At 60.2% G+C, this 12,027-nt stretch carries 10 protein-coding genes and 1 pseudogene; 4 read left to right on the forward strand and 7 right to left on the reverse strand.

From position 1 onward, the window contains the following. Positions 1-150: 150 nt before the first annotated feature. Both ACXAHG_RS22800 and ACXAHG_RS22805 read left to right on the forward strand, forming a co-directional pair. Positions 151-1,149, forward strand: a complete 999-nt coding sequence (locus ACXAHG_RS22800) for an IS30 family transposase (RefSeq protein ID WP_475061013.1) — start codon at positions 151-153, stop codon at positions 1,147-1,149. A gap of 103 nt (positions 1,150-1,252) precedes the next feature. Beyond that, positions 1,253-1,726 (forward strand): annotated as a pseudogene (locus tag ACXAHG_RS22805) (transposase); the annotation flags it as partial. Between the two features lie 535 nt (positions 1,727-2,261). On the opposite strand, the gene ACXAHG_RS22810 reads toward ACXAHG_RS22805, so the two are convergent. The 7 genes from ACXAHG_RS22810 to ACXAHG_RS22840 form a co-directional block, all read right to left on the reverse strand. Further along, a complete protein-coding gene (locus tag ACXAHG_RS22810) occupies positions 2,262-3,506 on the reverse strand; it encodes an aspartate aminotransferase family protein (protein ID WP_475061016.1) in 1,245 nt (414 codons plus the stop codon). 74 nt (positions 3,507-3,580) lie between these two features. Continuing rightward, a complete protein-coding gene (locus ACXAHG_RS22815; RefSeq protein ID WP_475061018.1) occupies positions 3,581-4,222 on the reverse strand; it encodes a cysteine hydrolase family protein in 642 nt (213 codons plus the stop codon). Then, entirely contained in the window at positions 4,206-4,991 is a 786-nt protein-coding gene (locus tag ACXAHG_RS22820; RefSeq protein ID WP_475061021.1) for an N-formylglutamate amidohydrolase, read from the reverse strand. Before ACXAHG_RS22820 ends, ACXAHG_RS22815 begins: the two co-directional genes overlap by 17 nt. A gap of 4 nt (positions 4,992-4,995) precedes the next feature. Then, positions 4,996-5,913: a branched-chain amino acid ABC transporter permease gene (locus tag ACXAHG_RS22825; protein WP_475061023.1), complete on the reverse strand. Its 918-nt coding sequence runs from the start codon at positions 5,911-5,913 to the stop codon at positions 4,996-4,998. Next, on the reverse strand, positions 5,891-6,610 hold the full coding sequence (locus tag ACXAHG_RS22830) for an ABC transporter ATP-binding protein (protein WP_475061025.1): 720 nt from the start codon (positions 6,608-6,610) through the stop codon (positions 5,891-5,893). The genes ACXAHG_RS22825 and ACXAHG_RS22830 overlap by 23 nt, the downstream gene beginning before the upstream one ends. Positions 6,611-6,622: 12 nt before the next feature. After that, positions 6,623-7,777 carry an ABC transporter substrate-binding protein gene (locus ACXAHG_RS22835; RefSeq protein WP_475061028.1) on the reverse strand — a complete coding sequence of 385 codons (1,155 nt, stop codon included), beginning with the start codon at positions 7,775-7,777 and terminating at the stop codon, positions 6,623-6,625. An 18-nt stretch (positions 7,778-7,795) separates the two neighbouring features. Further along, complete coding sequence (locus ACXAHG_RS22840) at positions 7,796-9,604, reverse strand: branched-chain amino acid ABC transporter ATP-binding protein/permease (protein WP_475061030.1); 1,809 nt, start codon at positions 9,602-9,604, stop codon at positions 7,796-7,798. A gap of 92 nt (positions 9,605-9,696) precedes the next feature. On the opposite strand from ACXAHG_RS22840, the gene ACXAHG_RS22845 reads away from it, so the two are divergent. Together ACXAHG_RS22845 and ACXAHG_RS22850 are read left to right on the forward strand one after the other, a co-directional pair. After that, the gene (locus tag ACXAHG_RS22845) at positions 9,697-10,548 is read left to right on the forward strand and encodes a MurR/RpiR family transcriptional regulator (protein ID WP_475061032.1); all 852 of its coding nucleotides are present in this window, start codon (positions 9,697-9,699) and stop codon (positions 10,546-10,548) included. Continuing rightward, positions 10,538-11,854, forward strand: coding sequence for a glutamine synthetase family protein (locus ACXAHG_RS22850; RefSeq protein WP_475061034.1), 1,317 nt, complete (start codon positions 10,538-10,540; stop codon positions 11,852-11,854). Before ACXAHG_RS22845 ends, ACXAHG_RS22850 begins: the two co-directional genes overlap by 11 nt. Positions 11,855-12,027: the final 173 nt, after the last annotated feature.

Genomic DNA, 12,027 nt, shown 5'->3' on the forward strand with positions numbered 1-12,027 from the left:
AGCCGAGGTCTTCGAAACCAACCTGATGGAAATTCAGAACCGATTGGAATAAAACAGGATATCAGAAACTGCACTTCGCCGTGAGTTCACACTGGGCACATTCTATTCTAGCTTGCGACATTTCCTGTAACCTACTGGGAAAACGGGAGGATGAGCATGGGACACAAAGAGATAGACCTGCATGAGCGACGCCAGATTGAGCGGCTGCTGAACGCAAAAGCGACAATCGCGCAGATCGCGGCAAAGCTGGAACGTCACCGCTCGTCGATTTACCGCGAGATCAAGCGCAACCGCTTTGACGACGACGAGCTGCCCGAGCTGAATGGCTACTATGGCGTGGCGGCACAGCAGAAAGCGGCGGATCGCAGGAGGCGCAGGCGCAAACTTATCCGCCTGCCCCATCTGCTGGGCGCGGTGATCGAAGGTTTCGAGGCTGGCTGGTCACCTGAGCAGATTGCTGGCCGGATGCGCCAAGAAGGATCGGACATCTCAGTCTGCCACGAGACGATCTACGCCTATGTGTACTCTCGCGAAGGTCAGAACGAAGAACTGGCGCGTTATCTGCCAGAACGGCGCCGTAAGCGGAAACCGCGATACGCGCGCAAGCCACGCGGCAACGTCTTTCCCTTAGAAACCAGCATTCACAATCGGCCTGACGCAATCAACGACCGCAGTCAATTCGGAAACTGGGAGGGCGATTTGATGATCTTCGAGCGCGCTCAGGGCACAGCGAATGTCGCCACGCTGATCGAGCGGAAGACCCGCTACACCGTTCTGCTAAGGAACAACGACCGGAAGTCTCGGCCGCTGATGAACCGGCTGATCAATGAAATGTCGCCCCTGCCCTCTGAGGCGCGCCGCTCCATCACCTTCGACCGCGGGTTCGAGTTCACTTCATGGCGCGAGCTCAACAAAGGCATGGGCACAAAAGCCTGGTTCTGTGACCCGCAGGCGCCCTGGCAGAAGGGATCAGTGGAGAACATGAACAGACGTGTGCGTAGATATCTGCCACGGGATGCGCAACTTCTGACGCTGACAAATCAATATATGAGGTTGATTTGTCAGCGCCTCAACGGAACACCCAGGAAGTGCTTGGGATACCGCACGCCCGCAGAGGTGTTCGGCGAAGAGCTAAGGAAACTTGGATGAACCCGGAGATGTCGCAACCAGGTTAGAGCCCACATGGGAGCGCGCTACCCTGAAGTGCGACTCCTATTAGAAAACAACGAGTTATCTAATGGGAGAACATCGCATGGGGGCTGTGTATTCGCAACTTTCCGTTCAGGAACGGCGCAAGATTGAGAACTGGTGGCACGCTAAAGTGCCCGTCAGAGAGATGGCGCGTGTCTTGAAGCGCCACAAATCGACGATCTTTCGCGAGATCAAACGTAACTTTTGGGCTGATGATGCGTTCCCGAAGAAGTATGCGGGATACTTCGGTCATGCTGCTCAATTGCAGACGGACAAACGCCGGTCCGTGCAGCGAAAGCTGATCCGGCATCCAGACCTGTGCAGGACGGTGATCGCACGCATCAAACAAGGTTGGACGCCCGAGCAGATCGGCAATCGCATGATCTATGAAGGCGCGAAGCTGCGTGTCTGCCAGGAAACGGTCTATCGCTATATCTATTCCAAAGAAGGCATGGACCAAGAGCTCTGGTGGTACCTGCCCGAGCACCGAAAGTCGCGCAGACCTCGCCGGGCAAGGAAACGCCAGGCGCCCAAGAACCGCTGGATACAGCAAGACCGTCGCAATCCAGAGAAATCTGCGATCCAATCCGATCTTGAACGCGAGATCGCCGAGCTGCGGAAAGAGAACCGTATGCTCCGGGAGGAGAGGGATGTTCTAAAAAAGGCCACCCAGTTCTTCGCGGAGAGAAGCAAATGAGGTTCGCCTTCGTTGAAGAACACCGTGACGAAATTTCGGTGAACCGGCTCTGTGAGATTATGGAGATCAGCCCACGCGGCTATCGGGCATGGCGCAGCCGGCCGCTTAACAACAGCCAGCGCAAGGACATGGTTGTCCTGGCCCACAGGCGCGACGCTCATCATGCAGCGTCAACCAGAGCAATCCCAGAACCGCGTCGTCAATCTTGTCCTCTTCGATCTCCATAAACAACGGGTATCACATCACAGAGCCAAAGGGACCGCGGTCTTCGCCGGAGCCTTACGGGTCAAACACCTAGGGGTGTTGATCTGATTTGTGTGAGGATGTTTCTGAGTTAAGAGAAGTGTCTTAATGCCAAGCCCCTCTCGAAGAGCTACCAGCCCCGAAAATCGCTAAGAGCACTTTCGGAGACTTTGCCTGATTGGGCATCACAAAGAGCTTGGACCAGCATTTCTGCGCCTTCCTCGCCTTCCGCCCGAGACAGCACAAGCGGCGGGGTCAGTTCAATGACATTGGATCTTGTACCGACGTAATAGGCGATAAGCCCAAGCTCCCATGCCCGGAAAACTGTCTGCCGCGCTAACGCCGGATCTGGCGTGACACCATCATCCTGTGTCAGTTCGAGGCCGATAGCCAGGCCGCGCCCCCGCAGGTGCACGTTCTGTCGCCGAGATTGGAGCGCACCCCGCAGAATGTTTATCAGATGGCCCCCTGCCCGCTCCGCATTTGCGGCCAGATGCTCAGCTTCGATTGCATCCAAGACCGCCAGTGCCGCTGTAGCGCAAACCGGGTTTCCATGCGTGGTTTGCATGGAAAAGGCCTGTGCAAAGTTCAGGATGTCAGCAGGGCCAACAATTGCCGAAACCGGAAGCCCGCCTCCCAATCCCTTGCCAAAAACCACGATATCCGGTATGAAATTCTCATGTTCGAAGCAATGCAGGCGGCCGGTGCGGCCCAGCCCGACTTTGACCTCGTCACAGACCGTCAGAATTCCATATCTGCTGCAAATCCCGGCCAAACCCGAAAGAAAACCGGGCGGCGGCACGATGAGGCCGCCGTCGGATAGGATCGGTTCGATGAAGAGCGCGGCCACGTCTTCACCCGGGCAAGCGTCCCGCAGAAGGTTTTCGAAATACTGTAAAAGCGCCTTGCCGCTGGCATCCCCCTCAAAGGGTCGCTTAGGGTCGGGAAAAGGCAGCAGTGTAAGATGGCCGCTGCGTGCGGCGTGGGCTTGCGCCGGATGGCCCGATACAGCCATCGATCCAGCAGTGCCGCCGTGATAGGCGCCTTCAAAGGCCAGAATACGGGGCCGCCCTGTGGCCACAGCCACCGCGCGGGCAACGGTTTCATTGGCATCACTGCCCGAATGCCCCAGCCAGATCCGGCGGTCATCCGCGCCCGGTGTGATTTCCAGCAGCCGCTCTGCCAGCTGCGTTGCCGCTGCATTGGCTCCGGACAAAACAGAGGCGCCCGCCTGACGGTTCAGCGCTTCGGTGACACGGCTGGTCCATTCCGGATGCGCATACCCCAGGCTGGCGGCTCCCCAGCTGGCGGAAAAATCCAGCCGCCAACGGCCTGTGTCGTCCTGCAGCCGGCAGCCGGCTCCGCGTACGGCCATCTGCGGAAAAAAGCGCAGTTTCTGAAGCGCCGAGAGGACCGCGCCATCCTTCTGATATCCGGATGGCCCTTCCATCACGCGGCCGCCAGCTCGGCCAGCAGCTGTCCGGTGGAAATCTGACGGCAGTACCCGCTGACCGTGCGCAGCGAATTGTCGTGGCGCTCCTGGCTGTAGGTCATGCAGGCATCGGTTACCTGCGTCACCAGATAGCCCAGATCACAAGCATCCCGGATCGCGCTTTCCACGCATTGGTCGGTGATAATGCCGGACACCACCAGCTGCCGGACCCCCAGATTGCGCAGCACGTAGTCGATATGGGTTGAGACAAAGACCGAGGACGAGGATTTTGGAAAGACGATTTCGTCCTCACCAGGGGCCAGCTCGTCGATCACTTTGCCGTCCCAGGAGCCTTTGGGCACGTTGAACCCGGTGATCTTGTAATCAAGGCTCCGGTCCCGCCCGTCTTTGGTCAGGCTTTCGATGGTGGTATAGATCACTTCAGCCCCCGCGCTGCGGAAGCCGCTCTGCAGCTGCTGCATTCTAGGGATCACGCGGCTGCGCATCTGTTCAAAAAACCAGCCGTATTTTGCCTGAAACTCCGCATCAGACAGATCCTTGAATTCTGCGCCGTCCCGATGGGCAGCAAAGTTCTGCACGTCAATGAACAACAGCGCAGCATGGGCCGGGTCGACCGGAACATCACGTGAGAGCTGCATTGCGGGTCTCCTCCAGATAGGTTTCAATCATGTCCGCTAGGCGGCCGCCCCAAAGAGCCTGCCCGGCATCGGTTGAGATTTCATCATTGCGGATCTCAATCAGGCTGTGCGGCAGGCCGCGTGCTTCGCCGTGCTTGGGAATAAACCAGTCGGATGCATCCTCAACCTGATAGGGCTCATTCATTCCGATGGTCAGATGCGGGCAGCGGCTGGCCAGCAGATCTGCCAGCCGTTCCGAAGTCGCAGTGTCCCGCCGGAAAAGAAAGCTGGCCTCCCAGGGCCGGGCGTTCCCCTGCAGCACCGGTGTGAAACTGTGCAGCGACAAAACAAGCCGGATTGTTCCCCGGTCCAGCTGCGCTGCTATCCGGTTGTGGAAGGGGTGGAAGATTTCCGTTTCGCGCTGCTGGCGCCTGCCGGGGTTGAGCCCGGCGTTTCCTGGGACGTGCAGCCCGTCGGCCAGGGCGGCCGAGGAATCCGGCGCCTCGGGCGGCCGGTTGCAGTCTATCACCAGGCGGCTGTAACGCTGCAGGATGGCAGTTGCGCCCAGCCGTCTGGCCAGATTCCGGGTAACGGCGGCGGCACCGATGTCCCAGGCCACATGGCGCTGCATCTGATCATCAGTCAGCCCAAGCCGGTCCAGCGCTTGCGGCACCTGCTGCCCAGCGTGTTCGCAGATCAGCAAAACAGGACTTGAACTGTAGGGGTGCAGGATCTCCACCGGATCGGGGTCCGTGCCCTGAAGAAGCCTGGTCGTTTGCGCTGCTGTCATTGGCTCAGACCTTCTCGGCTTTGAGGGTTGCGGCAGGCAGCAGGCCGTTCGGCCGCAGCAGCAGAACCGTTACAACCAGGCTCAGCCCGATTGGTTCGCGGAACTCCTGCAACTCTGCGGGCAGAAAGGCTGCCAGGTAAATCTCGATGAAGCCCAGCAGAAAGCCGCCCGCTACAGCTCCGCGCAAGCTGCCCAGCCCGCCCAGAATGGCCGCGATGAAGGCCTTGAGAACAGGGGTGAATCCCATCAACGGATCGACCGAGGCCCGCTGCGACACCCAAAGGACGGCGGCAACGCCCGCCAGCAGGCCGGACAGCGCAAAGGCAGCCGCAATCACGCTATTGGCGCGGATACCCATCATCCGGGCGACCGAAAAGTCCTCAGCAGCGGCGCGCATGGCGATGCCGTATTTCTGCTTGGCCATGAACCGGTCCAGAAACACCAGCATGACGATGGTTGCCAGTATGGCGATCAGCTTGTTCACTCCGATCACCAGGCCATTCAAGCTGAGGCTTTGCGACAGAAAGTCCGGCAGCAGCACCGGCTGCGAGCGGGCCGAGATCAGGTTCTGGAACAGCACCTGCAGGATCATCGCCACCGCAAAGCTGGTGACCAGCATGGTTGCGCCGGAGGCGTTGCGCACCGGGCGGAAGGCCACCCGCTCCATCAGCATGGCGGCAGCCATTGCGGCGGCCAGCGCCAGCACCACCGACATGGCAAAAGGCATCCCTGCCAAGCCGCAGTACATCAGCACATAGCCGGCAATGGTCATCAGTTCGCCATGGGCGAAATTGATCAGCCCCATGATTGAAAACACCACCGCCAGCCCCAGCGCCAGCAAGGCGTAGGTGCCGCCAAGCGCGACTGCGTTCACGGTCTGCTGCAGAAACAGATCCACTTCAGCTTCCTCCCAGATAGGCATCTTGCACAGCTGCAGAGCTGCTCAGGTCTGCCGCTGTGCCCGTCACTTCGACCTCGCCGCTGGCAAAGACATATCCGCGGTCCGCGATCTCCAGCGCCATTCCCGCGTTCTGCTCAACCACCATGATCGTGATCCCCTTGCCGCGCAGGGCGGTGATCAGCTCGAAGACCTGCTCGACAATTTTCGGCGCCAGCCCCAGCGACGGCTCATCCAGCAACAGCAGTTTCGGCCCGCTCATCAGCGCCCGGCCGATCGCCAGCATCTGCTGCTGCCCGCCGGAAAGCGTCCCCGCGTATTGCCTGCGCCGCTCTGCCAGGATCGGGAACAGCTCGTAAACCCAGTCCCAGGCGGCCCGGACAGCCTGCGCATCAGAGATTGCGAATGCCCCCATGCGCAGGTTTTCCTCCACCGTCAGCGCGCCAAAGACACGCCGCCCCTCGGGCGACAGGGTCATCCCCCGCACCGCCAGGGTTTCCGGCAGCGCTCCGGTGATATCCGTGCCATCGAATTCCACCTGCCCGCCTGCCTTGGACACCAGCCCGGCCAATGCGTTCAGGGTCGAAGACTTGCCTGCACCATTGGCGCCCATCAAGGCGACGATTTCGCCCTGATGCACCTCCAGGCCGACGCCGCGCACGGCCTGAACCGCACCGTAAGACACCTGCAGATTGCTGACGGTAAGAAGCGCGCGCGGCATCGGCTGATCCTCTTACTGGAACTTCGGCGCCGGGATCAGGCCCGCGTCCGGCGAGGGTTGCCCGACCAGCTCGCGCGCACCATCCTTGACCCGGATCAGCGTGACCTCGCGCACCGGCATGCCGTCGGTGCCTCTGTAGGTGATCAGGCTGGTCGCGCCGCGGACATTTTCCAGCCCGGCAATGGCATCCCGCAGTCCCTGCGCATCGGTCTTGCCGTCATTGGCCATAACCGCAGCTTCCAGCACCTTGATCAGATCATATCCGATTGCATTGAACACGGTTTCGGACTCAGCGCCGGTCGAGGCCTTGAACAGATCATTAAAGGCTGCCAGCTCACTGCCTTCCGCTGCGTATCCGGCGGTGGTGAACACCACGCCATCCGCGGCCTTGCCAAGGGCAAAGGTTGTCGGGCTGTCGATCCCGTCAGAGCCGATCACCTGCGCCGTCACATTCGCGGCCCTCAGCGACTTCAGGAAGGATGGGAAATCGGGCTCGTAGGCTGACGTCATGATGACGTCGGGCTGGGGATCCATCGCCGCAATCCTGGTGGCTATCGCCGAAAAGTCCTGCTGGCCGATGGAATAGGTATCACGCCCTATGACCAAACCGCCCAAAGCCTCCATGACGTCGGCAAAGTAAAGCGGCATGGATGTGTACTGGCTGTCAGGCGAGTGCAGGATATAGGCGTTGCGGTGCCCCTGCTCATAAGCCCAGGAGGCTGAGACGGTAGCCTGCACATTGTCGCCCGGGAAATTGGCAAAGACATAGTCGCCGCCGATCAGCGGCAGGGTGGGCGAGGACGCGCAGGTCGAAATCGCCGGGATCTTGGCAGAGTCGACAATCCCCGCCGCAGCCAGCCCCGGGTCAGCGTCACAGGGCAGAACGATCGCAGATACGCCGGCATCGGCCAGTTCCTGCACCGCAATCGCGGTCTGGGCAGTGTCGGACCGGACATCCTTCTCGATCAGCTCGATCCGGGTACTGCCGCCAATCCCTCCGGCTGCGTTGATCTCCTCCACCGCAATGCGCAGCCCGTCAATGACCGGCGCGTCATAGGGGGCCAGCCCGCCGGTCTGGGCGGTCGCCACGCCAATTGTCAGCGTTTCAGCCAGGGCTGCCGAACCCATTCCGGCCAGAACAGCCGTTGAAAAAAGCAGATGTTTCATGTCTTCCTCCCAGTTTTGTCAGGTGTACGCGGCTTGGCCCAGATAGGCGTCGATCACCGCCGGTGATTTGCGGACCTCGGCCGGGGTGCCCCCAGCGATCATCCGGCCTTCGTTCAGCACAAGGATCCGGCTGCAAAGCTGATTGATCAGCTTCAGGTCATGATCGACGATCAGAATGCCCAGCCCCAGGTCGTGGCTCAGCTGCCGCAGGGTTTCCATCAGCGCATCGGTTTCTTCCCGGTTCATGCCCGCAGCCGGTTCGTCCAGGAACAGAAGCGACGGGCGGCAAGCCAGGGCGCGGGCGATTTCAACCCGACGCTGATCGCCATAGGACAGGGTGCCGGCATCCGCTTCGGCAAATTTGGCGATCCCCATCCGCTCCAGCGCCTGACCGGCCCGCGCTTCTGCCGAAGCACCGCCATGTGTCGACAAGGCAGCAACCAGCACGTTCTGATACACGCTCAGCTCTCCAAACAGGCGGATGTTCTGAAACGTGCGGGCAATCCCGTTGCTGGCATACTGGTGCGCCGGCAGCCCGGTCAGTGTTCTGTTGCCGGTGCTGACCTGACCAGCACTCGGCTGCAAAACGCCGGACAACATGTTCATCACCGTGGTCTTGCCGGAGCCATTTGGACCAATCAGCCCGGTGATCTCCCCGGACCGCAATTCAAGCGAGACACCGTCGACGGCCACCAGCCCGCCAAAACGCATGGTCAGGCTTTCTGCACGGACCGTAACCGGAGCTGCCGCTTCGCTATCCTCCCGGGACGCGGCCTGACGTTTGCGATGCGGCAGCCGCTCTTCCCATTCCTTGATCCCGGCGAGCCCGCCAGATTTGTAGAACATCGCAATCAGAATGATCAGGCCAATGCCGATCTGTGTGGTGCCGAAGAACTGCGGCAGCTCGATCCCGCCAATGCTGGCCCCGGATTCAAGGCGGCGCAGCACCTCTGTCACCAGCGTAATCACAACCGCACCGGCCAGCGCGCCCGTCACCGTGCTCATACCGCCGACAATCAGCATGCTGAGCAGAAAGAACGTATCGGTGAAATAGAACTTCTTGGGGCTGAATGCGCCGAGAAAATGGGCCAGCAGGGCACCGGCCACCGCCATCGCCATCGCGCTCAGCACCCAGGCCTTCAGGCGCTCGCGCGGGATATTCACGCCAACGGCGGTTGCGGCAATGGCATTGTCGCGGCCGGCCCGCAGCCGCAGCCCTGGGACCGAGTCGCGGTATAGGCGCGCTGCCGCAAGCACTAGCACACAGCAGATGACCGCCGTCCAGATGCCGGTCTCGCGCGGCACGCCGAAAAAGGTCTGCGCCCCTCGGGTCACGTCGCGCCAGCCGATCAGCACGCCATGCGTAATGATCAGCAATCCCAAAGTCGCAATTGTTGCCGCAGACCCCTCCAGCCGTCCCAGAGCCAGCCCCAGCACAACAGCAACGGCCCCGGTCAGAAGAACAGCGCAGATCAAAGCAGGCACCAGGCCCAGCTCCAGATGGATCAGCCATTCCGGAAGATTGGGCAGCGTGGCCTGCTTCAGCCGTACCGGAAGCGTTAGCAGCGACGAGGCATAAGCGCCGATGGCCATGAACGACAGATGCCCGAAGCTCAGGATGCCGCAGTTGCCGCTGTAGAGCCCGATCCCGGCAACCGCAATCAGCGAAATCATCAGCACCGTCAGGCTGCGCGACACCGCGGGACCGCCCAGATGCGAGAGCAGCAGAACCGCCACGGCCAGCAAAACAAAGCCGGACAGGGCAAAAACAAGATGCCGCAAGGGTGCAGTGAACATGGCGATTCCCATCTGATTTGAGCTCATCATATTGATTGATTTTTTTCATCGTCAACAAATTTTGTAATTGATGATTGATTTTTTTCATTGCACATTATGCGGAAGAGGAGGCAGGACAGGTCATGGCCATTCGCAAACTCATCGAAGAAAAATCAGCGGATCTGACAGCGTCGGAACGCAAACTTTCCGCTGCGATTCTCGCGGATTACCCCTTTGCCGGCCTGGCACCGATCCAGGTTCTGGCGGAACGCAGCAATGTCTCGGCCGCCTCGATTTCGCGCTTTGTCGCCAAGCTGGGCTACAAGGGGCTGCAGGATTTCCAACAGGCTTTGATCAGCGAACTGAAGGAAGGGCAGAAGTCGCCGCTGGACCTGCACACAACCCAGCAATCCGTCGAAGGGCACTTCCTCAACGGCTTCATGAAACGCACCGAACTGCTGCTGCAGGAGACCGCGCAAATTGTGTCCGAAGCGCAGTTTGAACGGGTCTGCAATGAACTGGCCAACGAAAAACGCAGCCTGTACCTGATCGGCGGCCGAATGAGTGACGCCATCGCGCAATATCTGACCCGGCATCTCCGCCAGTACCGGTCCAACGTCTTTCACATTCCCGCCGATCCCGAGATCTGGCCCGAGTACCTGCTGCGCATCAACGCCCGCGACACCGTTTTTCTGATCGACTTCCGCCGCTACCAGAAAACCCTGGAGCGCCTGGCTGATTTCGCCGCACGGGAAAAGAACGCCCAGATCATCCTGATGACCGATAAATGGATGTCTCCGGTGTCCCAGCACGCCTCCGAGATCCTCCCCGTTTCAATCGAAAACGGCACCGTCTGGGACAGTTATGCCGCCGCGCTTGCCCTGGCCGAAGCGATCATCACCCGCATCACCACCCAAAACTGGGATCAAACCCGCAACCGCATTCAGTCCTGGGACGCCATGCGCCTGAACTTTGGAGAAAACGATGATCTCTAATCCGCTGATCCTTGCTGTTACGTCCGACCTTTCGGGCAAAGCCCGGGGCAAGGCTTTTCCCGCGGCAGATCTTGAAAAACGCCTTGAAAAAGGCGTGGGCTGGGTTCCGGCCAATGTGCAGATCACCTGCTTTGACACGATCGCCGACAGCCCGTTCGGCTCGCTCGGCGATCTGGCCTTGATCCCCGATCAGGACAGCGAAGCGCGGGTGGACTTTCAGGACGGCGGCCCGGTGGAGCACTTCATGCTGGGCGACATCGTCAGCCTGGAGGACAGCAGCCCTTGGGCGTTCTGCACCCGCTCGATCCTCAAGACCGCGCTTGAACGGCTGAAACGGGTAGCCGGAGTTGAAGCCGTCGCGGCCTTTGAGCATGAGTTTCAACTGAAAACCGGCACAGCGCAGCCCGGTGAAGGTTTTGAACTGCAGGCGTTTTCAAAACACCGGGCACTGGGCGAAACCCTGACCGCCGCGCTTGAGCAGGGCGGCATCGTGCCGGACACGTTCCTCAAGGAATTCGGCGCCGCGCAATTCGAAATCACCAACGCCCCTGCCCCGGGCGTGACAGCAGCCGACTGGGCAGTGAAATTGCGGGAAATCACCCGCCTGACGGCCAGACGGCTGGGCCAGGAGGCCACCTTTACCCCCATCCGCGATTCTGAAGGTGTCGGCAACGGCGTGCACCTGCACCTCAGCTTCCGCAATCTGGACGGGCAGCCCGCAACCCATGATGCAGAAAATCCTTACGGCATGAGCCAGCTCACTTCGCAGTTCATCGCCGGCGTCCTGAAATACCTCGACTCGATTCTGGCCTTCACCGCGCCATCGGCCATCTCTTATTTGCGCCTCACCCCGCACCGCTGGAGCGCAGCCTTCAACAACCTCGGCTACCGCGACCGCGAAGCATCAGTGCGGATTTGTCCGGTCTCGGCTACCTCGGCTGAGGGCATCAGCAAACAGTACAACTTCGAGATCCGCGCCCTGGATGCGGCGGCCTCGCCCCACCTAGCTATGGCCGCGCTGATCCATGCCGGCACGCAAGGGATCGAGGACGCCCTGGCGGAACCGGAAGTGACACAGGATGATCTGTCGCTCTTGCCGGAACCGGATCTGGCACAACGCGGTTTTCTGCGGCTTCCGCAGAACCTCGGCGAAGCACTGGCACGGCTGGAGGAGAATGCAACCGTACGCGGCTGGTTCGATCCGGATTTTGTTCCTGTGTACCTCAGCCACAAACGGGCTGAACTTGCGCATGTGGATGGAATGGACGAGAAGGCTCGTCTGGCTCTTTACGAAGCCGTTTACTGAGGGGTTCCAGTAGGTTGTAACGAAAGCTGTGTCTTACTGCACAAACCGGCTAAAAGATAAACCGTGTAGCTCGAGCATGAAATGAGCTACTCCCCGAAAATCGGACACTGATGGTGTGGATGCCCCACCCCCAACAGCCTGCTTCGTGGCAAGCTGTTGAGGTTGGTCCAATA

The sequence above is a fragment of the Leisingera sp. ABD4_442 genome (assembly GCF_056160905.1).